This window comes from Micromonospora sp. NPDC049497 (assembly GCF_044465805.1).
In the GTDB taxonomy this organism is placed as follows: Bacteria; Actinomycetota; Actinomycetes; order Mycobacteriales; family Micromonosporaceae; genus Micromonospora.
Genome location: NZ_JBITMC010000009.1, coordinates 51,614 through 72,770 on the forward strand (window position 1 = coordinate 51,614; position 21,157 = coordinate 72,770).

The following is a 21,157-nucleotide window of genomic DNA, read 5'->3' on the forward strand; positions in this document are numbered from 1 at the left end:
GGGGGCCCGACGGCCGGCGGGCGTCAACCCGCCACCGCCATGTCCAGCACGATCTCTTCGGGCAGGTCCGCCCGGGTCTTGACGCCGAGCTTGCGGAACGTCCGGGTGAGGTGCTGCTCCACCGTGCTGACGGTGATGCACAGCCGGCGGGAGATCTCCCGGTTGGTGTGGCCGCGGGCGGCCAGTGCCGCCACCCGGCGTTCCGCCCCGGACAGCAGCGACAGCGCCGCCACCCGGCTCACCTGCTCGGCCGGGTCGGCGGGTTCGGACCGCGCCGGTCCCGCCTCCAACGGCAGTCGCCGCAGGATCGGCCGGGCCCCGCACGCCCGGGCCAGCCGGGCCGCCGTCTCGACCAGCGGGCGGGCGCGGGCCGGGCGGCCGGCCTGGTAGTGCAGGCAGCCCAGGTCGCCCAGCGCCTGCGCGAGCTGGGCCTGGTCACCGCAGCCGCGCAACACCTCGACCGCCTCGGTGAGCAGGTCGGCGCGCTCGCCCGGCGGGCTGACCGCGGCCAGCACCCGCAGCGACATGCCGCGGGTCCGGGAGGCCCGCGAACCGACCAGTGCCAGCTGTTCGCGTGCGAGGGCCCGGGCCCGCGCCACATCGCCGGTGAGCAGGTACGCCTGGGCCGCCTCGGCCCGCCACGGCACCAGCGCCGGGCGGTCGAAGCGCCAGGAGGTCATCAGCTGGCCGCAGGTGGTGAGGTCGTTGAGCGCCGCGTGCGGGCGGCCGTTCTCCAACTGGAAGCGGCCCCGTGCGTGCAGGTAGTACAGGCCGAACCGGCTCTTGAACATGCCCTCCGGCACCGGCATCTCCAGATAGGTCGACGCCGCCTCGTGGTCGCCCGTGTCGGTGGCGGCCTGCACCAGGTTGGCCAGCGGCCCGCCGATGCAGACGCCCCAGCTCTCCAGCGGCACCTGCTTGAGCGCCGCCTCGGCGAGCTGCCGGGCCAGCAGCGGATTGCCCTGCCGCAGCGCGATGCTGGCGCGCAGGGAGGCGAACTCGGCCTCCCACAGCGGCACCTGCCACGCCCGCGCCTCGGCCAGCCAGTGGTCGCACCAGCTGGCCGCGGCGGGCAGCCGGTCGGCGAACTGGAGGGTGGCCACCGCGCACATGAGGGCTTCCTGGGTTTTCTTGGTCAGCCGCATGGCCCGCATGCACGCCTCGGCCTCCGCCACCGCCTCGTCCTCGTCGCCGCCGGCGAGCAGCGACGACAGCGCCGCCGCGCTGCGTACCCGAGGGTCGCGGGCGGAGCGACCGGTGGTGCGCTCCGCCGGGTGCAGCCGTCCGGAGACCAGCGCCGGGTACGACGCGGCGAGAACCTCCCGGGTCGCGCGCAGCTCGGCCGAGCCGGCCGGGTCGTGCTCCTCACCCCGCACCGCGATGCGCTCGATCGCCTCGGCCGCCTCCTCGAAGCGGCCGTGCCAGAGCAGGTACTTGGCCAGCATCAGGGCGTGCCGGTCACCCAGCCGCCCCTGCCGCAACGCCTCGGCCAGCTCACCCAGGTGCCGGACGCTCATCGACGGGTTCAGCAGCCAGGCCGCGCTGGTGAGCAGGGCCTTCAACGGGACACGCAGGCTCTGGTCGGCGCAGATCCGCAACGCCACCTCGACGCAGGCGTACGCGTCGGCGGCCCGGTTCTCCACCAGGTGCCGCTCGGCGGCGGCGCGCAGCACCGCCAGCGCCCAGTCGGGCAACGCCCGGTCGGGCAGCGCCGGGTCGGCGGCGACCAGATGGCGGGCCACCCGGGTCGACGGCGCTCCGTCGGAGTAGAGCAGTTCGGCGGCACGCCGGTGCAGCCGGGCCCGGTGGTGCGCCGGCACGCTGGCGCGCAACGCGGCGGTGGCGGCCGGGTGCCGCAGCGCGTTTCGGTCCAGCAGGCCGGCGGCGTCCAGCGCGGCCAGTCCGCTCCGGACCGTGGCCGGCTCCTCGTCGTCGAGCAGCCGGACCGCCAGCGCGCCGCTGTCGGCGCCCTCGTCGAGCACGGCGAGCGCCTGGGCCACCCGCATCAGCACCGGTCGGCCGCGCAGCACGCAGCTGAGCACCGCGTCCCCGTACGCCTCACCGACCACGACCCGGGCCCGCACGTCCGGCGACCGGTCACCGGCGCGCTGGTCCTCGACGAGCGCACGGACCAGCAACGGGTTTCCCGCGCTGACCTGGTGCACCTCGGTGGACAGCGCGGCGGCGGTGTCCGGATCCAGGTGACGGTGCAGCACCGTCGCCACCCCGGCCGGCGAGAGCCGCTGCAACGGGATCCGGCGGTAGCTGGGCAGCCGCAGCAGCTCGGCGCGCAGTCGCGCGTCGGTCGGCCGGGACAGTACGCACTCGGCGACGACGACGGCCACCCGGGCGTTGCGCAGCCGACCGAGGAGCTGGATCAGCCAGTGCTGGGAGACCGCGTCAGCGAACTGCACGTCGTCCACGCAGATGAGGACCGGCACCCGCTCGGAGACCTGGAGCAACTCGGTGCAGAGCTGGTGCAGGGTGGCGCTGGTGGCAGCGTCGAGGGTGCGCGGCTCGGCCTCCGGGATCGGTCCGGCGGCGCCGAGCCCGGCGAGCAACCCGGCGATCCGGTCGGCCGAGGCCCAGGGCGCGTCGGCGTAGCGGAGCAGTTGCCCGAGGACGCCGCCGGACGACTCCCGTTCGGCCCAGCAGCCCACCGCGGCCAGCACCAGAAAGCCGTTCTGCTCGGCCCGTCCCCGTACGGCGTCGAGCAGCTCGGACTTGCCGCAGCCGATGCCGCCGTTGACCAGGACGGCCCCGCCGGTGCCGCCGACGGACGCGGTCAACACCTCCGCCACGGCAGCCAGCTCGGACCCGCGTTCGACCAGGTGCATCTCTTCCTCCTCCTAAGCCGACGACCGGGCCGCCGGTACCGGGTCCGGCGCCTCCGCCGGCATGGCGATCTCCACCGGCCGGCGGTAGATCCAGGCGAGCATCGGTCCGGTCATCGCCGTGGTGACCAGCGCCATGACGACCATCAACGAGTAGAGGGAGCCGTCGAGCAGGCCGATCCGCAGCCCGACGCCCAGGATGATCAGTTCGGTGAGTCCGCGGGTGTTCAGCAACGTGCCCAGCGCCAGCGACGCACGGGGTGGAAGGCCCTGCAGGCGCGCTGCGAGATAGGTGCCGCCGAGCTTGCCGGCGACGGCGACCAGGAGGATCATGCCGAAGTCGAGCAGACCGTCCAGGCCCACTCCGCCGAGGTCCACGTTGAGCCCGGCGACCACGAAGTAGACCGGGAGCAGGAGTGCGGTCAGCTGGCCGGTCTGCCGTTGGATCGCCTCGCTGCGTTCCTCCGCGCCGCCGGTCGGCATCACCAGGCCGAACAGAAACGCGCCGAAGATGAAATGCATACCCATCGCCTCGGTGGCCGCGGCCGAGAGCAGGGCACCGCTGAGCACCGCCACCAGCCGGGGGACGCTGACGGGGTTGTCCGAATCGCCACCGGTCACCAGACGCCGCAACAGCGGGCGGACGACCAGGAACATCACGGCGACGTACGGCAGGAGCAGCAGAACGCGCCAGTGCCCGCCCTCGCCGCCGACGGAGGCCTGCACCGCGGCGAGGGCGACCCAGGCCACCACGTCGACCACGGCGGCGGTGGCCAGCGCGAAGGTGCCGACGGTGGTCCGGGCCAGTCCGCGGTCGGCGATGATGCGGGCGAGCACCGGGAACGCGGTCACCGACACCGACAGGCCGATGAAGATGATGAAGGCGATGGCGTCGCCGTTGCCGTTGCCCCGCAGCAGGTACCAGCCGAGCCCGAGGCCGAGGACGAATGGCAGCAGGGTGGCACCGACCGCCACCCCGGCGGTCTTGCGCCCCATGCCGCGCAGCACGCCGCGTTCCAGTTCGAGGCCGACCACGAACATGAACAGGGCCACCCCCACGTCCGCCATGCCGGAGAGCAGCGGCCGGACGGCGGTCGGGAACAGGTTCTCGGCGATCCAGCCGTTGAACAGGGTCGGCCCGAGCAGGATTCCGGCGAAGATCTCACCGACCACCGGCGGCTGCCCCAGCCGGACGGCGAGCACACCGAACCCGCGGGCGAGCAGCAGGATCAGCGCCAGGTCGACGAACAACATCTGGATCGTGTGGCTGGTCATCAGGCCCCTATTCACCTCCGGCGGTCCACGCGGCAGCCGCCGGGGCGGCTGCCGCGTGGGTGGGTCAGGCTCCGACGGCGGCGGTCGCCGCGTGTTCGGCGATGAGGTCGTCGACGTCGATGTTGAACAGCGGGTGACGGCCGCTGAGACCGGAGACCAGGGTGACGAAGTCCTCCCGCGGGTCGCGCTCGCGCTTCGGGTCGACGATCGTCTGGGCCTGCTCCCAGTAGAACTCCTTGTACCTCGTACGGTCGTAGAACTTGCCGACGAAGGTGCGGATCTCGTCGAAGAACGCCCGGTACGCGGTCGCGTACCGCTCCAGCGCGACCTCCTCGATCTCCGGGTGCTCCAGCACCTTGTCGACGATCTTCGACAGGGAGCTGCCGGCCAGGGTGGCCAGCGCCACCCCCGTGGAGAACAGCGGGTCGACGAAGGCGGCCGCGTCGCCGACCAGCGCCCAACCCGGGCCGTAGAACCGGTCACAGGTGTACGACCAGTCCCGGGCGGAGCGGAAGCCGCTGGACTGGCGGGCGTCCTTCAGCAGCTCCTTGAGCTGGGTGGACCGCCCGAGCTGGGCCCGGAACAGGTCCTCCAGGGACTCGTCCGAGGTGGCGGCCGCCGCCGAGGCGGTGACGTAGCCGACGCTCATCGTGCCCTTGTCGATCGGGATGCCCCAGAACCAGCCCCCCTCCAGCCCCTCGATGAGGATGTTGGTGTACTCGTCCCCCGGCAGCCGATCGGCGTTGTCGAAGTACGTCCAGACGGCGACGTTGCGCATGTCCTCGTGCCAGTTGACGTTGCTCAGCTTGCGCCCGAGGACGCGGGCCTGACCGGATGCGTCGATCACCAGCGAGGCCCGGGCCTCCTGGACCTCGTCGGAGCCCCGGATCGAGTAGCGGACGCCCACGACACGGCCGTCCTCCTCGATGTGCTCCTTGACGGTGGCTTCCTCGATGACGTGCGTGCCGAGCTCCCGCGACCGGTCCAGGATCATCGAGTCCAGGTCGGCCCGACGGACGTGGTACGAGTAGCTGTACGGGCCACCCTCGATGAAAGAGAAGCCCCACGGGATCTTCTGCGCGCCCCAGACCAGCGTGCCGCCGTGCTTCTTCTCGAAGCCACGCTGCTCCATCCGATCGAGGAGCTTCAGCTCCTCCATCGGGCGCATGAAGCCGGGGATGAGGGACTCCCCGATGTGGTAGCGCGGGAAGCGCTCGCGGTCCAGCACGAGGACGCGCCGGCCGCGCTCGCTCAGCAGCGCGGACAGCGTGGCGCCAGCGGGGCCGCCACCGATGACGACGACATCGAAGTCGTCTGGGATGCCGTAGAGATTGGACGACATTCGCAACTCTCCCTTGATCGGGCCACGAAAGGGGCGGGACGACCCGGGCGGACCGATGCCTGAAAACCGGCCCCGCGCGGTCCGACGGTGGTTCCCGGGTGCGCCTGGCCAGTCTGCGCAGGCTGTTCTGCAGACCCTCTGGACGTGGTCTTAAGGGCTTCCCTCGGCCTCTCCCGGTCCCCCACGACGCCCGCCGCCGGCCATCCGCGCCCCGTCCTCTCTCCTACCGGCATCCGGTCAGGTCAGCGGCCATCACAGGGCTCCTCGGCCCGACAGTCCACAGTGGTTACGAGATCGGCGCCAGAGGTGATCGGCAGCGGCCACGGGGGAAGCGCCACCTCTGCCCGATCCGGCCGGCGGCCCCGGACGCGGCGCGGCCCGTCCGCGTCTGTCGAGGCGCGGACGGGCCGGACGGAGGATGTGCGGCGCCGTGGAGGGTCAGGCGGGGTGATCCGTGGCGGCGGGGGCCGGCTGCCGCACCGCCGGAACCCGCCCCCCGGTGGGCGGCCCGAACCGCCCGGTGGCGGCGATGCCGGCCGCCAGCAGGGCCAACCCCACCCCGACCAGCGCCGCCGCGTGCAGGCCGTCCACGTACGCCAACCGGGCCGCGACGCGTGTCTCGGCACCCACCGGGCCGGCCTCCTGTGCCTGGCGCAGGGCGGCGCCCAGGTGGGCTCCGACCGCCGACGGGCCGTCCCGATACGCCAGGGTCAGCACCGTGCCGGCGAGCAGCACCCCGACCGCCCCGGCGACCTGGCGTACGGCGGTGGTGAAGCGGACCACGCCGAGCAGATCGTCCGGGGCCTCGGCGGTGGCCGCCCGCAGGGCGCCGGTGAGCATCGCGCCGAGGCCCGCCCCCACCGCGACCAGCCCCACCGTGACGCGGGCGGCGGTGGTGGCGGTGCCCACCGTGGTGAACAGCGCCAGACCGACGCCGAGCAGGATGGCCCCGGTCACCGCGGGTGCCCGCGGGCCGACCCGGGCGCCGAGCCGCTCGCCGAGGACCGCGCCGACCAGCAGCGCTCCGACCAGCGGCAGCAGCCGCAGACCGGCGGCGAGTCCTCGGGCGGAGCCCACCCCGTCGAGGTACGGCGTCAGCACGAACAGGAACCCGGTCATGAGCACGTAAACCAGTGCCAGGAGCAGGACCGGACGGCTCAGCCACGGACGGCGGCCGGCCGGCGGCGGCCGGAGTGCCGTCCGGGTCTCCGGGAAGAGCACCGCGACGAGTAGCGCGGCCACCACCACGATCGGCAGGTCGACCAGGAAGACCGAGCCCCACCAGTACCGCTCCAGCAACACGCCGGCGACCAGCGGACCGAGGCAGAGACCGAGGCTCACCGCGGCGGAGGCCACCGCGAACGCCCGCCCCCGTTCCTCCGGCGGAAACAGCACCGGCAGCATCGCCATCGCGGTCGGCATGACAGCGGCCGCGCCGACGCCCATGACCACCCGGGCGACCAGCAGCGCGGCGACGCTGTCGGCGAGCGCCGCGCCGGCCGCACCGAGCCCCAGGACCAGCAGGCCGGCCAGGAGTACGCGCCGCCGGCCGAGCCGGTCGGCGAGGTTGCCGAGCGGCACCATCAACAGGCCGAAGGTGAGCAGGTAGCCGACGAAGACGCCCTGGAGCTGCCCGGCCGACGCCGGTAGCCGGGTCATCAGCTCCGGCAGCGCCAGGAAGACGGTGGTGGTGTCGAGCCCGATCAGCAGCAGGCAGGCCACCACGGCGGCCAGTGCCCACCAGCGACGTGGCGGGGGCGGGGTCGACGGTGGCACGGCAGCTCCCTCATTCGGCGGTGGACGGACCGGCGGAACCGGACGGACGACGGCCCGCTGCGGCGGGTCTCAGCGGGCGGGCGCGGCGGACCGGGCGGTCACCTCGGCCCGGGCCGGTGACCGGCGGGCGGCCACCAACGAGCGCAGCACCGTGGCCGGTCGCAGCAGCGCCGACGGCGGGCAGAGCAGGTGCTGCATCTCCAACAGCACCTTGTGCACCTCCGGCGACACGTGACTGGCCAGCATCGCCTCGCGGGCGTACCGGTTGAGGAGGTCGGTGCCGAACGGCTTGGGGCCGGTGGTCTCGGGGTAGGCGAAGTCACCACCCGTCGCCATCCGCCACGGCGTCTCCAGCACCTTCGCCGCGGCCCGGTAGTAGTGCCGGGCCATCTCGGCGGAGGCGACGCCGAACTTGTCGAGGCTGCGGCCGAGCGCGAGCGCCTCCAGGGTGGCGGCGGTCATGCCCTGGCCGTACAGCGGGTTGAAGCTGCAGATGGTGTCGCCGAGGGCGACGTACCCGACGGGCAGCCGGTCGAGGCGCTCGAAGAAACGGCGGCGGGCGGCCGGGAACTGGCGGGTCTCCGGGTCGCTGAGCGGCTCGGCCCTCTTGATCAGATGAGCGATGGCCGGCGACGGAAGACCTTCGGCGAAGGCGAGGAAGCCGGCCGGGTCAGCCGGGGCGTGGTCCTTGTGCCAGCCGCCGATGGTCACCACCCAGCGGTCGCCCTCGACCGCGAAGGCCGCCGCGGCCCGCTTGTGGTGCGGCGGCACCGCCGCCATCAGGGCGAGCAGGGTGCCGTCGGGAAGGTCGCCGGGCTGGCGGCGGTAGATCCGGCTGGTGTAGCCGACGTCGATCCGAACGACCGCGTTCTCCGGAGCCGGGCAGTCGAGCTTCTCCAGCCAGCGGTCGGACCGGCCACCGCTGCGGCCGGTGGCGTCGACCACGAGATCCGCGGCGAGGGTACGGCCGTCGTCCAGCGCCACGCCGGTGACGCGACCGCTGACCCCGGTGAGGTCGGAGACGGCGAGCCGGTCGTGGATGGTCACGTTGGGCATCCGCATGACCCGCCGGCGCACGGTCAGCTCCAGGAAGGCCCGGGTCTGGCTGATCCCCAGCATGCCGCTGCGGAACCGCACCCGCAGCGCGCCCATCTGGTGGAACAGCAGGTCGGCGCCGGGGTCGAAAGGCACCGCCCCACCGGCGATCAGTTCCTCGGTCAGGCCCGGGTACAGCTCGTCGAGGGCGAGCCGGCCGCTGATGAGCAGGGCGTGCGCGTGCATGCCGTGCGGCACGCCGCGGCGGTCCTGCGCCTGGTCGGTCGGGAGGGTGTCCCGGTCGATGACGGTGACGCGGTCGAACCGGCGGGCGAGGGCGGTGGCCGCGGCCATCCCGCCGATGGAGCCACCTACGACGATGGCATGGCTACCGATCATGCTCACGGACTCTCCTCTGGGCTGGCTGTCGCGAAGCGAGACCATCGGGCGGCGCGCAACTCGCCGGCACCGCCGGGTGTGCCGAGTCTGCCGTCGCTGGTCTGGAGGTCTTCTGGTCGATGTCTGCACAGGCTCAGGCGGCACTCTCCTCGTACTGGTGGAGGACCTCCTCGTGGCGCTGGAGGCCGAGCATCCGGCCCAGTGCCGCCATCCGGCTGGCCTGGCTCTCGGCCTCGCTGCACTCGGTGGCGTAGACCCGGACCAGTGCCGGGAACCGGTACAGGCAGCCGGTCACCTCCTCGAGGAGGTGGTGGTCGACGAGGATCTGGAGCTGGTGGTGCGCCTCGACACGGGTCAGCCCGCCGAGCGCGGCCGCCATCGGTGTGGTGACCGCCGCGCTGGGGCAGCAGCCGAGCCTCCGGAACAACCGTGCGGCCTCCGGCGGCAGCCCGTGGTAGGAGACGGCCAGGGCGGCGCGGACGTCGGTGATCGAGTCGCCGCGTACCGCGAGGTGGTCCAGCCGGGTGTGCGGCAGCCGGTACCGACGGACCAGCTGGCCGGGGGTGAGGGCGGGCTCGGCGGCCAGCGTCACGGCCGCGATCCGCAGCGCCAGGGGCAGGCGTCCACACAGCTCGGCCAGCTCGGCGACCTCGTCCGGCTGGCCGGCCACCCGGCCGGCGCCGGCCAGGTTGGCGACCAGATCGGTGGCCTCCGCCGTGGACAACGGTCCCAGTGTCAGCCGGTACGCCCCGTCCCGTGCCGCCAGTCCGCGTTGCCGCCGCCGGCTGGTGACCAGGACGCAGGCCGGCCCACCGGGGATGAGCGGACGGACCTGCTCCGGGTCCGCCGCGTCGTCGAGCACCACGAGCATCCGTCGCCCGTCCAGCACGCTGCGGTAGAGGGCGCTGGCCGCGGGGAGGTCGTCGGGGATGCACCGAGGGTCGATGCCGAGGCCCTTCAGCGCGAAGGTGAGGGCGTCCAGCGGGGACAGCGGCGGTCCACCGTCCGGGGCGGCGCCGCGGAGATTGACGAAGAGCTGCCCGTCCGGGAAGCCGCCGGCTATCTCGTGGGCCAGTTCGAGCGCCACCGCGGTCTTGCCGGCACCCGGCCCGCCCTCGATGACGGCAACGGTCGTCGCACCGTGGTGCCGGCGGTCCCGCTCGACCACGTCGCGCAGTTGGGCGAGGTCGGCGTGCCGACCGGCGAAGCCGCGCGGCCGGCAGGGCAGCTGGGCGGGCCGCCGCACGTCGCCGTGCCGCGGCTCATGCGAGGCCGGCACCTCGGCCAGCAGCTCGGGCGGCGCCGGGTCGTTCAGGTCGGGGTGCCCGGCCAGGATCTGGTTGTGCAGGTCGCGCAGTTCCAGGACCGGTTCGATGCCCAACTCCTCGCGGAGCAGATGCCGGGTCTCCCGGTAGAGGCTCAGCGCGTCGGCCTGCCGGCCGCTTCGGTAGAGGGCGAGCATCAGCAGGCCGCGCAGCTTCTCCCGCAGCGGTTCCTTGGTCACCGCCTCGGCGAGCACGGTGACCGCGTCCGCCGGCCGGTGCAGGTCGAGCAGGAGCTCGGACAGCTCCTCCATCACGGTCAGCCGCAGCTCCTGCAGGCGGGTCCGCTCCACCGCGGCGAACGGCCCGGGCACGCCGAAGTACGCCTGGCCGCGCCACAACCGCAGCGCCGCCTGGTAGACCTCGGCCGCCTTCGCGCCCTCTCCCGCATCGCGCATCCGGCGCGCCTGGCGGTGCTGGGCCGCGAAGAGGGTCGTGTCCAGGTCGTCCGGGTTCATGAACAGGGCGTACCCGCCACCGGTGGAGACCAGGACGTCACCGAGGTCCCGACGGCTGCGTCCCGGTTCCAGCACCCGCCGCAGACCCGCGACGTAGGTGTGCACCCCGTTGGCCGCGGTCGGTGGCACCTCGCTGCCCCACACCGCGTCGATGATCTCCTCGAAGCCGACCACGTCGTTGACCCGGCTGGCCAGCAGGCCGAGCAGGGCCCGCTGCTTCGGCGGGCCGAGCGTGATCTCGTCCCCGTGCCGCCATGCGCGCATGGGCCCGAGCACGGCCAAACACAGTTGTTCCTGACGTTGTCGCACCGAACGCCTCCCCCGCGTCCGCGCGGGCCCCGCCGGCCGGGTGACACCCGGCCCGCGGGCCCGGCGGCAGACCACCCGTCGTTGCCACCCGCCGCCTCCTACGCCCGGACGGTCGACCCGCACAGGCGCGTGGGCCGAGCCGTCCGAACGTCATCCCGGTGGGCTTTTGGATGGGGGCCCGAAAACCGGCAGGATACGGTCGGAATCCGGACGCCCCAATTGCGTACTGTTGATTCTGGTTCTTTTTTTGTCGCTCTGCGTTTCCTTTCGGCGATGCCGCGCGGGCGGGTCGGCGTGGCGACGGTGAAGCACCGGCCCCGGTGCCGACGGCATCGGCAGGATCGGAGAAGACTCTCCCAGGGAAGGCGCATCCGCAGCCACTCCCATATTGCTACGGTAAGGAATCACCTGCGGTGGGTAGTCATCGACCACGGGCTATTTGGGTCGCACTCCCGACAAACGTCGCATGGGGGGTATGCGGCATTCAACCGGAAGCGACATCTGCTGGAAACACTGCCGTCGGCACTGTTTACCGGACGGCTCGTCGGGCCCGGCGAAATGCCGGTGAACGTTTCCCGCGGCAGATTCACGCGGCGCATTCACGCGGACGCGCGTGGTGGGATATTGTGGTTGATCCGGAACATGTTCCCCGGGTCGTACTCGGTCTTGACGGCCACCAGCCGCTCGTACGCGGTGGGGTCGAACGCCGCCCGCACGGTCTCCTCGGTGGCGTCGTGCACGCCCAGAAAATTGAACAGGCCCGGGGCCAGCCATGGCCGCAGCCGCTCGTGCAGGCCCTCGTGGGCCGCCCGCAGCGCGTCCAGGTCGACGCCGTTGGCCAGCGACATCGAGGAGAGGCTGAACACCGCGTCCCGGCCGCCGACCGCGTTCGGCACCGCCGGTGGGCGAGCGTACGCCCCGCCCAGGTGGCGCAGCTCCACCGCGTACGGGGCGCCGGCGTCCGGACCGGCCGCCGCCAGCAGCGCCGCCACCGTGTCCGGCGCCAGAGCGCGCAGTGTGACGTTGCGGCCGTAGCTCGCCGCCGGTTCGGTGGGCTCGTGGTGGATCGATCCGACCCGCTCGTACGGCAGCACCCCGAGGGTGTCCATCAGCGGGGACGCGGCCGCCCGCAGCGGCGCCACCAGCCGCTCCCCCTGCTCGGGCGCGCCGCACCAGGCGATCCGCAGGTGCATCACGTACCGCCCGCGCAGCGGCGCGGGCGCGGCCTCGATGTCCGGCACCATGACCATCAGCACCGAGGAGGTCATCTCGTCGGGCACGGTCCGGGTCCACTCGGCGTACGCGTGCAGGGCGTCGGGTGCCGCCTCGGCGCCGAAGTACAGGCCGCCGCCGTAGAGCTGGGTGACCGGGAACAGGCCGATCTCGATCGCGGTGACCACGCCGAAGTTGCCCTTGCCGCCGCGCACCGCCCAGAACAGGTCCGGCTCGTGCGCCGCGGTGAGGTGCCGCAGCCGGCCGTCGGCGGTCACCAGGTCGACGGCCCGCACGTGGTCCGCGGCGAAGCCGTGCCGCCGGCCGAGCATGCCGATCCCGCCGCCGGTGGTGTAGCCGACCGCGCCGACCACCGGGCTGGAGCCGTTCAGCGGCGCGAGGCCGTGCGGGACCGTCACGGCCAGCACGTCGCGCCACCGCACCCCGGCCGCCAGCCGGGCCGTACGCGCGGTCGGGTCGACGCGCACCCCGGTCATGCGTCCCGTGTGGACCAGCACCGCGTCGTCGGCCGGCACCGCCGGACCATGCCCGGTCGCCTGCACGGCGACCGGCCGCTCCTCGGCGGCGGCGAGGAGCACCGCGGCGGCCACGTCGTCGGCGTCCACCGCCTCGATCACCCGGGCGGGCTTGTGCTCGATGACCCGGTTGTACCCGGAGCGGTGTGTGTCGTAGCCGGCGTCGCCGGGACGGTGGACCGCTCCTGAGAACCCATTCATGGCAGCCACCATAATCGGCGGCCGGAGGATTCGAGACTACTTAACCCGCATGGGAAACATACTCTGTCGAACCTCCTTCCGGCACGACAGAGAGGCAGCATACGGCAAATGGCGGGCATCCGTCCCGCAGATGTCCGGAAGGCGACGGGTGAATGTCACCCAGCCCGCACACCACTCCGGCGTACACCCTGCGTATCGGTCTTCGACCTGGGATTTCGTCCGCTTTCCAGGGCACTCCGGCGACCGGAACCCGCCGACGGGCCCGAAGAGAGCAACCTGCGCGAAGACTTCTCGGCGATCGGCCGACATGCTGAAGCGGGCCGACCGGGCCATCGGCGCGCCCGCGTCCATTCCGCAGCGCCTGAGCCCGCACCGGCCCGCCCTTTTCCGCACGTGCTCGGCGGCCGTGATTGGTGACTCATGACAACCAAGTCGCATCTGAATGCCCGCGACGCGCCCGACCTCGACGACGTCGCCGTCGTCCGCCGGCACCTGCTGGGCGCCCCCGGACCGGAGGCGCCGGTGATCCGACGCCAGGTCGGCGCCAGGATCGAGGCGGCCGACGGCTCCTCGTGGCTCGACGCGGCCTCGGCCGGCTTCGGTCCCGGCCACCCGACGGTGACCGAGCGGCTCGTCGCGCAGGCCGGGCGCACCGCCCTGTCCAGCCGGATCCTGGTCAGCCGGCCGCTGGCCGAGGCGGTGACCGCGCTGCACCGGCTCTGCCCGGACCCGCTGACCGTGTCGTATCTCTGCAACAGCGGCGCCGAGGCCCTGGACTCCGCGCTCAAGCTCGCCAAGGGCACCCATCCGCGCCGTCGCCTCGTCGTCGGCTTCGCCGGCGCCGACCACGGCACGCTCCTGCACGGCCTGTCGCTGACGCACGGCTTCGCGGTCCTGCCTGACCAGCCGCTGCGTCCGGTGGCCGTGCCCCGCGACCGCCCGGACGAGCTGGTCGCCCGCGTGCGCGACGACGTCGCGGCGGTGGTGGTGGCGCCGGCCGCCCCGGGCCGCCGGCTGGCCGACCTGACCGCCGGCTGGTGGCGCCGGCTCCGGGCGGCCTGCGACCGGAGCGGGGCGTTGCTGGTGCTCGACGAGCGGCTCACCGGGCCCGCCCGGCTCGGCGTCGGCCTCGCCGCCGACCGGCTGCCGGCCGCGCCGGACGCCCTGGTGCTCGGCGAGACGCTCGGCGCCGACGCGGTTCCAGTCGGGTGTGTGGTCACCGGTCGGGACACCTACGACCGGGTCTACGCCCGCCGCAACCCGAGCCTGCACGGGTCGACCTTCGGCGCCAGTCCACTCTCCGCCGCGGCCGTCGCGGCCGTGCTGGCCGTCTGCGACGACGAGCGACTGGCCGACGGGCAGCGGGCGGTGGAGAACCTCGCCCGGTCACGGCTGGCCCCGCTGGTCGGTACCGGCGCGGTGACCGACATGGGGGCCGACGGCGCCCTGGTCTGGCTGCGGCTCGCCACGCCCGCCGCCGCGCGGGCGCTGGCCGCGGAGCTGACCCGGGAGCGCGTGCTGGTGCGCCCGCCGGACGGGGACGTGGTCGCTGTACTGCCCCCGCTCACCGCCGCGCCCGAGGACGTGACCGAACTCCTCGACCGGGTCACCACCGCCGGTGGCCGGTTCGCCACGACCTGGCCCGACGCCGGGCAGGAGGTACGCGCATGACCTCGCTGGACGACCGGCAGCAGATCTTCTCCGCGCTGGGCCGGCACTGGAACCCCACCGCCGCGACCATGCTGGCCGCCGCGGGGCGGCCGGTAGAGAGCCACGCCAGCGGCAGCCGGGTGTACGCGGAGGACGGCACCGACGCCCTCGACTTCGCCGCGAGCTACGGCGTCTTCCTGGTCGGGCACGGCAACCCGCGGGTCGCTGCGGCGGTCACCGAGGCGCTGCGCCAGGCCCCGGCGGCACCGCCCGGCACGGTGCACCCGGCGACCGCCGCGTTGGTCCGCGCGCTGCGCGAGATCCTGCCGGCCGGGCTCGACCGCTTCGTGCTGGGCTGCTCGGGCGCGGAGATCGCCGAGACGGCACTGCGCGCGGTCCAGCTGGCCCGGCCCGACCGGCACCGGATCGTGGTGGCCGACGGCAGCTACCACGGCAAGACACTGGCGGCCCTCTCGCTGCTCGGCCAGGGCAATCACCGCACCCCGTTCGAACCGCTCGGCGACCGCCTCGTCGTCGTGCCGTACGGCGATGCCGCGGCGGTGCGCGCGGAGGTGGCGGCCGGTTCGGTGGCGGCGGTGTTCCTGGAGCCGGTGCTGGGCGGTGCGCACCTCACGGTCCCGCCACCGGGGTACGTCCGCGAGGTCGCCGAGGCCTGCGCGGCCACCGACACCCTCTTCGTGGCCGACGAGATCCAGACCGGGTTCGGCCGCACCGGCCGGATGTTCGCGGTCGAGCACGACGGCGTTCGGCCCGACGTCATGCTGCTCTCCAAGGCGCTCACCGGCGGATTCGTACCGATCGGCGTCTGCGCGCTCAGCGCCGCGGTGGCCGACGACGCCGCCGGGCACCCCCGCTGGCACCCGTCCCTGCTGACCTCGGGCACCGCGGTCACCGGCGTCGCGGTGGCCGCCGCGGCGGCCACCGTCGAGGAGGTACGCGCCCGCGATCTGCCGTACCGGGCAGCCGAGCTGGGCCCCCGCCTCACCGGCGGCCTGGCAGAGGCCGTACGCCGGCACCCGAAGCACCTGCGGGGGGCGCCGGGGATCGGGCTGATGGCCGGCCTGCGGACGGCCAACCCGGCGGTGGAGCTGATGGTGTCGATCGGCATGGGACAGCGGGGTGTGCACACCGGGCACTCGCTCAACGAGCAGATCGCCGAGCCGGTGCTGCGCATGTACCCGCCACTGACCTGCACCGCCGAGGAGATCGACCAGGCGCTCGCCGCGCTCGAGGAGACGCTGACCTGGCTCGACCGGCAACCCCGTGCGATGACCCGCGCGGCGACCGCGTTGCTGCGCCGGCAGTACCGGCTGCCCCCGCGGCTGCTCCTGCGGATGAACAGATCCCCGATCCGGATGGACTGGCAGGCGGCATGACGATCACCCGATCCGCCACCGCCCCGGCGGCGCCGGCGGCAGCGACCATCGACGCCGACCCGCTGCGGGTGCGCGTGACGAGCCCTCCGTCGCCGGAATGGGACGCGGCCAGCGCTTTCGTCCGCGCCGGTTACGCCGAGATCTACGGCGCCCTCATCGACCCGTCACCGGACTGCTTCGTGCTGGCCGCCCGGCACCGGCCCGACCGGCTCGAGGAGATCGTGGCCTGCGGCGGCATGACCTTCAACTCGCCCCGCGGCTTCTTCTCCGAGCGCTACCTGGACCACTCGTTGGAGGAGGCCCTCCAGCGGGTCGCCGGGGCACCGGTGTCCCGCGACGACGTGGTGGAGGTCGGCTCCTTCGTGGCGGTCGGCGGCAGCGGCGCGGAGCTGATCCGCCTGCTGCCGCTGCTCGCCTGGTGCCAGGGCATGCGCTATGCGCTCTGCACGGCGACCGGTGCGCTGGCCGCGGCGCTACCGCAGTTCGGGGTGCCGTTCCTGGCCCTGGGTCGGGCCCGGCCGACGTGGATGACCCCCAGCGAGCGGAGGCGCTGGGGCACCTACTACGACCACGCGCCGACCACCGGCCTGGTGCCGCTGGACCGGATCGGCGATCTGGTCCGTGCCTGCACCGGCCGGTACCGCTTCCTCAACCTCGACGTCGCCCTGCGCCGCACGCTGCCCCGGGAGGCGATGACCGATGCTCGTTGAGGAACGGCTGACCCGCCTGGCCGCCGACGGGCGCACCCTGGTGGAGGCGCTGGACCACGACGGACGGCCGACCGCCGTGCTGTCCTACCGGGACGCCGTCGGTGCCGCCCGCGTGCTGTCCGCTCTGCTCCGGCTGGCGCAGACCCGGCCGGTGGTCGGGGTACTCACCGGCAACACCGCCGAGTTCGTGGTCGCCGACCTCGCACTGCTGCTCTCCGGCGCGGTGGAGGTGCCCGTACCGCTGGCGTTCACCGCCGAGCAGGCGGGCAGTCTGCTGCAGGAGGCCACCATCTGCCTGGTCGACGAGGCGGGCCGGCGGCGGCTGGCGGAGTGGGGCGCCGGGCGGGTGCTTCCGGCGGGCTGCCGGGTGGTCCCGGTTGAGCTGGCCGACCTGGTTGCCGAGGCGTCCGTGGCGGCTCCGCCGTGGCCCGACTCCCCGTGGCGCGACGAGCAGGCGATCTGCAAGGTGGTGCACACCTCCGGCACCACCTCCCGTCCCAAGGGCGTCCGCATCCGGGGCGCCGGCCTGGACGCGCTGATCCGGTCGCTGGACCGGGTCATGCCGGCCGACGCGTACACCCGCTACCTGTCGCTGGTCCCGTTCAGCCTGCTGATCGAGCAGGTCGCGGCGATCTACCTGGTGATCTGTCACGGCGGCACGGTCATGCTGCTGCCCCCGGACGAGCCGCTCGTCGGCACCTCGTCGTTCGCGGCCGGCGCGGTGCTGCGCTACACCCCGACCGCCCGACCGACCGCGCTGGTGGCCACGCCCGCCCTGGCCGAGGAACTGGCCGACCGGGCGGACCTGGTCGCGGCACAGGGCCAACCCGTGGTCCGGGAGCTCTTCGGGCGGGACGAGGCGCCGCTGATCTGCTGCGGCGGCGCGCCGGTCGACGTCAGCACGCTGCACCGGCTGGACCGGCACGGCCTGACCGTCTACGAGGGCTACGGGCTGAGCGAGAACAGCTCGACCGTCTCCTGGAACGTCCCGGGCAACCGGCGGATCGGTACCGTCGGGCAGCCGCTGGACCACGTCGAGGTGCGCCTGGCCGACGACGGCGAACTGCTGGTGCGCAGCTCGTCGCTGTTCGCCGGCTACACCGGCACCGACCCGTCCGCGTGTCTGGTCGACGCGGACGGCTGGTTGCACACCGGCGATCTGGCCGAGATCGAGGAGACCGGCCACATCCGCATCGTCGGCCGCAAGAAGAACGTCATCGTCACCTCGGCGGGACGCAACATCGCTCCGGAGTGGGTGGAGGCGCAGTACGCGACGCTGCCGTTCGTCCGGGCCGGCGCGGTGGTGGGCGACGGGATGCAGACGCTGCACGGCCTCTTCCTCATCGCTGACGGGACTGACGAGACGGCCGCCCGACACGGCCTCGCCGCCCTCGGTGCGGAGCGGCTCTCCGCGGTGGAGCGGGTCTCCGCCGCCTGCCTGCTACCCGCCGACGACGACCTGTACGGCCGGTACTTCACCGTGACCGGCCGTCCCCGGCGGGACGAGATCAGGGCGGCCATCGCCGACGGACGGCTGCCCTGCCGGCCGCTGGACCCGCCGGCCGACCGGCCGCCGTCGACCCCCACCCCCTTTGAGACCACCCTCGGGAGATGACCGCAATGCTGACCACAACCTTCGCCATGAGCCGCTACGGCGCCGGCAACGGGCTGCTCTGCACCGCCCCGGCGACCGCCGCGCTCACCGACCTCGACCCGCTGGTGACCGTCCGGCTGCTGCGCGAGTCGGGCTTCATCGTGTTCCGCGGCTTCCGCGCCGACCTGGAGCTCTTCTCCGCCCTGGTGCACGCGGTCTCCGGCCGGATCACCCTGGACCCGGCCCGCGAGTTCCACGGCGGGGACGTGGCGCAGAAGGTGGACGCCGGCACGGACGCGATCGGCCTGCACATCGAGAACGGCAACAGCCCGTTCGCCCCCGACCTGACCTGGTTCTTCTGCGAGAAGGCGGCGGCGGAGGGTTCGGAGACAACGGTCTGCGACGGGTACCGGGTCTGGGACGAGTTCAGCGAGGAAACCCGGGCGCAGTTCACCGCACAGGACATCGCGTACAGCCGCCGGGTCGAGGAGGACCGTTGGAAGGCGTTCGTCCGCCACCAGCTCGGCGACGCCAAGCCGGCCGACGAGATCACCGTGGACGACATGCGGGGGCTGGCCACCGGGCCGGGGAAGACCCTGATCGAGCCGCTGGACGGCGGCGCGATCCGCTACGAGTTCCAGGTTCCGGCCGCACACGCGACCCTGTTCGGCTCCCGCCTCGCGTTCGCCAACAGCATCCTGGGCCCGTCCTACAACTACGAGAAGCCGCGGATCACGTTCGCCGACGGCACCGAGTTCGCCGCCGAGCTGATGCGCGAGACGGAGGAGCGCACGGCGGCCCTCACCGAGGACCTCGCCTGGCAGGATGGGGACGTGGCGCTCATCGACAACACCCGGGTGATGCACGGCCGCCGGCGGATCCTCGACCCGGCCCGCACCATCTACAACGCGCAGAGCTATCTGTCCGACGACCTCCGCGCGGCGGTATGACGCACGTCGTCCAGGAACGGATCACCGTCCGGGCGCCGGCCGCCGCGGTGTACGCGGCGGTCAGCGACGTCCGGCGGATGGGTGAATGGAGCCCGGAGTGCGTCGGCGCCACGCTCGACGACGACCCGGGCTCGTCGCTCACCGTGGGCAGCACCTTCCGCGGCCACAACCGGCTCGGCCGGTGGCGCTCCTGGACGACCCGGTGCACGGTGACCGACGCCGACCCCGGTCGCCGCTTCGGCTTCGACGTCCGGCTGGCCGGCGCGTTGGTCTCCAGTTGGCGGTTCGACCTGACCTCCGCCCCGGACGGCGCCGGGACGGAGGTCGTCCAGTCGTGGTGGGACCGTCGCGGACCGGCCCGACGCCGGGTCAGCGCCCTGACGTCGGGTGTCCGCGACCGGTCCCGACACAACCGCGACGGCATGCGGCGGACTCTGGCAGCGCTCCGGGCTACCGTCGAGTGCGCAGCACCGCCTCACCGTTGATCTGCCGCTGCACGAACTCGAACGCTCGGTCGCCGACCTTCCGGCCGATCTCCCACGAGGCCTTGATCGCGGGTAGGAAGTGCACCCCGCCCCAGTAGCGGCTCATCCCGCAGTCGTGCATCCAGTCGGTCCAGGTGTCCCAGCTCAGCACGAGGTCCTCGCGCGGAGTGAGGCCCGGCTCGATGATCGAGGAACCGGCCGGCCGCTCGAACCGGAAGTGCACCTGGTCGGTGCCGAGGAACCGGCGGGCCGCCTGCACCTCGGCGGCGCAGAGCGCGGTCGAGCCGGAGGGATACTCGGCGTGGTCGGCCACCAACAGGTAGCCGCGCCACTGCTCGGCGGGCAGGTCGGTCACCCTGCCCTTGCCGGGCCCGCCCCAGGCGGTCACCGTCCGGCCCCGGTACACGTGGTGGACCGCGCTGAACGGGCGTACCGCGTCGTGGATGGTCTTGTTGTGCCAGGCGGCGATGGCGGCGTCGAAGGTGGCGGTCTCCACCGCCGCGTGCAGGTGCACCCAGGCGTCCAGGTCCAGCCCGGCGTTCTGGATCGCCGCCCCGACGGCGAGTCCGAGGCTGGCGAACTTGTCGTCGAAGAACTCCGCCTTCATCTTCTGCTCGTCGGTGAGGCCGGCGGAGGTGGCCAGCATGTCGTCCACCTGCGCCTTGTAGGCCGCCCTGTTGCGGTGGTCGCTGGCGGTCGGTGCCGGCAGCCGGAACGCCGCCGGGTCGGGGTAGCTGTACGGGGTGACGTGCTTCAGCTGCGGGGTGACGAACTTCTGGATCTGGAAGATGCCGTTGCCCTTGGTGACGATGGCCGGCTGCCAGTGCGACGGGTCGACCAGTTCGTCCGCGGTGTTGCGGGGTCGGTAGCCGGTGTAGTCGTCGTACGGCTGGCGGTGGTAGATCCGGCCGTCGTGGTCGCCGAGCTGGTTCATGCCGTCGTGCTCGCGCCCGGTCACCACGCCGTGGCCGGCGAGGTTGCCGATGCCGACCGGGGTGCTCGGGTCGGTGCTGTCGTCGGCCGGGTCCAGGCCGACCGACTGGAGCATCTCCCGCCAGGTCTTGGCGAACTGCGGCATCAGGCTGTTGAACACCCGGAACGAGGCGTACAGGATGGCGATGTTCTTGTAGCGGTTGGTCGCCGCCTCCGCGCGGGGCCGGCGGGGCAGTTGGGAGTAGATGCCCACCGCCGTCGGGTGGTAGGGGGCGATCGCGTCGAACCAGCAGATCTCCAGCAGGTTCGCGAACCGGATGATCAGGGTCGCGTCACTCGGCGCGACGGTGGCGTAGACCGCCGGACCGGCGAATGGCCCGAGCACCGACTCGGCGGCGTTGCCCTTGTCGAAGTCGAACGGCGGCAGCTCGGTGGCGGTCTCGGACGGCGCGGCGGCCGAGGCGGCACTGGTCCCGCTGAGGGCCAGGCCGACGCCGGCACCGGCCGCGCCGAACAGCACCGCGCGGCGGGAGGTGGCGTGCTGGCGCAACCGGGCCAGCCAGTAGTCCTGCATGAGTCGTCCTTCACGGGGAGGGCGCCGGCGATCGGCCGGCGCGAGCGAATTTCTGGACCGGGCCGCCGCCGGCCGGCGTGGCACGCCGGGACGGGGCCGGACACGCGATACCGGCGTGGATGGAGGCGGCACCCGGCCGCGTGACCGGGGTGGCGGGCGAGATCC

14 protein-coding genes are annotated in these 21,157 nt (G+C 73.4%); 6 read left to right on the plus strand and 8 right to left on the minus strand.

What is annotated here, in order from left to right; translation table 11 throughout:
- Window positions 1–23: 23 nt before the first annotated feature.
- The 7 genes from ACIBR0_RS14895 to ACIBR0_RS14925 form a co-directional block, all read right to left on the minus strand.
- The gene (locus ACIBR0_RS14895) at window positions 24–2,837 is read right to left on the minus strand and encodes an AAA family ATPase (protein ID WP_396715829.1); all 2,814 of its coding nucleotides are present in this window, start codon (window positions 2,835–2,837) and stop codon (window positions 24–26) included.
- Window positions 2,838–2,849: 12 nt separating this feature from the next.
- On the minus strand, window positions 2,850–4,109 hold the full coding sequence (locus ACIBR0_RS14900) for a cation:proton antiporter (protein ID WP_396715831.1): 1,260 nt from the start codon (window positions 4,107–4,109) through the stop codon (window positions 2,850–2,852).
- Window positions 4,110–4,173: 64 nt separating this feature from the next.
- The gene (locus ACIBR0_RS14905; RefSeq protein ID WP_396715833.1) at window positions 4,174–5,451 is read right to left on the minus strand and encodes an NAD(P)/FAD-dependent oxidoreductase; all 1,278 of its coding nucleotides are present in this window, start codon (window positions 5,449–5,451) and stop codon (window positions 4,174–4,176) included.
- Window positions 5,452–5,889: 438 nt separating this feature from the next.
- Entirely contained in the window at window positions 5,890–7,227 is a 1,338-nt protein-coding gene (locus ACIBR0_RS14910) for an MFS transporter (protein WP_396715835.1), read from the minus strand.
- 69 nt (window positions 7,228–7,296) lie between these two features.
- Window positions 7,297–8,661 carry an FAD-dependent oxidoreductase gene (locus ACIBR0_RS14915; RefSeq protein WP_396716068.1) on the minus strand — a complete coding sequence of 455 codons (1,365 nt, stop codon included), beginning with the start codon at window positions 8,659–8,661 and terminating at the stop codon, window positions 7,297–7,299.
- Between the two features lie 133 nt (window positions 8,662–8,794).
- Window positions 8,795–10,705, minus strand: coding sequence for a BTAD domain-containing putative transcriptional regulator (locus tag ACIBR0_RS14920; RefSeq protein ID WP_396715837.1), 1,911 nt, complete (start codon window positions 10,703–10,705; stop codon window positions 8,795–8,797).
- A gap of 644 nt (window positions 10,706–11,349) precedes the next feature.
- Window positions 11,350–12,699 (minus strand): FAD-binding oxidoreductase, encoded by a 1,350-nt coding sequence (locus tag ACIBR0_RS14925; RefSeq protein WP_396715839.1) that lies wholly within the window; start codon window positions 12,697–12,699, stop codon window positions 11,350–11,352.
- Between the two features lie 420 nt (window positions 12,700–13,119).
- On the opposite strand from ACIBR0_RS14925, the gene ACIBR0_RS14930 reads away from it, so the two are divergent.
- From ACIBR0_RS14930 to ACIBR0_RS14955, 6 genes are read left to right on the plus strand one after another with little or no spacing between them, the layout of a single operon-like run.
- Entirely contained in the window at window positions 13,120–14,370 is a 1,251-nt protein-coding gene (locus ACIBR0_RS14930) for an aminotransferase class III-fold pyridoxal phosphate-dependent enzyme (protein ID WP_396715841.1), read from the plus strand.
- Window positions 14,367–15,746 carry an aspartate aminotransferase family protein gene (locus ACIBR0_RS14935; RefSeq protein WP_396715843.1) on the plus strand — a complete coding sequence of 460 codons (1,380 nt, stop codon included), beginning with the start codon at window positions 14,367–14,369 and terminating at the stop codon, window positions 15,744–15,746. Before ACIBR0_RS14930 ends, ACIBR0_RS14935 begins: the two co-directional genes overlap by 4 nt.
- A complete protein-coding gene (locus ACIBR0_RS14940; RefSeq protein ID WP_396715845.1) occupies window positions 15,743–16,456 on the plus strand; it encodes a thermostable hemolysin in 714 nt (237 codons plus the stop codon). Before ACIBR0_RS14935 ends, ACIBR0_RS14940 begins: the two co-directional genes overlap by 4 nt.
- Complete coding sequence (locus ACIBR0_RS14945) at window positions 16,446–18,071, plus strand: AMP-binding protein (protein ID WP_396715847.1); 1,626 nt, start codon at window positions 16,446–16,448, stop codon at window positions 18,069–18,071. The genes ACIBR0_RS14940 and ACIBR0_RS14945 overlap by 11 nt, the downstream gene beginning before the upstream one ends.
- A complete protein-coding gene (locus ACIBR0_RS14950) occupies window positions 18,068–19,000 on the plus strand; it encodes a TauD/TfdA family dioxygenase (RefSeq protein WP_396715849.1) in 933 nt (310 codons plus the stop codon). Before ACIBR0_RS14945 ends, ACIBR0_RS14950 begins: the two co-directional genes overlap by 4 nt.
- Window positions 18,997–19,485 (plus strand): SRPBCC family protein, encoded by a 489-nt coding sequence (locus ACIBR0_RS14955; RefSeq protein ID WP_396715851.1) that lies wholly within the window; start codon window positions 18,997–18,999, stop codon window positions 19,483–19,485. The genes ACIBR0_RS14950 and ACIBR0_RS14955 overlap by 4 nt, the downstream gene beginning before the upstream one ends.
- Here the strand turns inward: ACIBR0_RS14955 and ACIBR0_RS14960 are convergent.
- Entirely contained in the window at window positions 19,451–20,992 is a 1,542-nt protein-coding gene (locus ACIBR0_RS14960; RefSeq protein ID WP_396715853.1) for a vanadium-dependent haloperoxidase, read from the minus strand. The two genes, ACIBR0_RS14955 and ACIBR0_RS14960, sit on opposite strands and share 35 nt — an antisense overlap.
- Window positions 20,993–21,157 lie beyond the last annotated feature (165 nt).

Bases quoted from the DNA above. Each gene is read 5' to 3' on its own strand.
- ACIBR0_RS14895 (WP_396715829.1), bottom strand. From the start codon at position 2,837: ATGCACCTGGTCGAACGCGGGTCCGAGCTGGCTGCCGTGGCGGAGGTG.
- ACIBR0_RS14900 (WP_396715831.1), bottom strand. From the start codon at position 4,109: ATGACCAGCCACACGATCCAGATGTTGTTCGTCGACCTGGCGCTGATC.
- ACIBR0_RS14905 (WP_396715833.1), bottom strand. From the start codon at position 5,451: ATGTCGTCCAATCTCTACGGCATCCCAGACGACTTCGATGTCGTCGTC.
- ACIBR0_RS14915 (WP_396716068.1), bottom strand. From the start codon at position 8,661: ATGATCGGTAGCCATGCCATCGTCGTAGGTGGCTCCATCGGCGGGATG.
- ACIBR0_RS14920 (WP_396715837.1), bottom strand. From the start codon at position 10,705: ATGCGCGCATGGCGGCACGGGGACGAGATCACGCTCGGCCCGCCGAAG.
- ACIBR0_RS14925 (WP_396715839.1), bottom strand. From the start codon at position 12,699: ATGAATGGGTTCTCAGGAGCGGTCCACCGTCCCGGCGACGCCGGCTAC.
- ACIBR0_RS14930 (WP_396715841.1), top strand. From the start codon at position 13,120: ATGACAACCAAGTCGCATCTGAATGCCCGCGACGCGCCCGACCTCGAC.
- ACIBR0_RS14935 (WP_396715843.1), top strand. From the start codon at position 14,367: ATGACCTCGCTGGACGACCGGCAGCAGATCTTCTCCGCGCTGGGCCGG.
- ACIBR0_RS14940 (WP_396715845.1), top strand. From the start codon at position 15,743: ATGACGATCACCCGATCCGCCACCGCCCCGGCGGCGCCGGCGGCAGCG.
- ACIBR0_RS14945 (WP_396715847.1), top strand. From the start codon at position 16,446: ATGCTCGTTGAGGAACGGCTGACCCGCCTGGCCGCCGACGGGCGCACC.
- ACIBR0_RS14950 (WP_396715849.1), top strand. From the start codon at position 18,068: ATGACCGCAATGCTGACCACAACCTTCGCCATGAGCCGCTACGGCGCC.
- ACIBR0_RS14955 (WP_396715851.1), top strand. From the start codon at position 18,997: ATGACGCACGTCGTCCAGGAACGGATCACCGTCCGGGCGCCGGCCGCC.
- ACIBR0_RS14960 (WP_396715853.1), bottom strand. From the start codon at position 20,992: ATGCAGGACTACTGGCTGGCCCGGTTGCGCCAGCACGCCACCTCCCGC.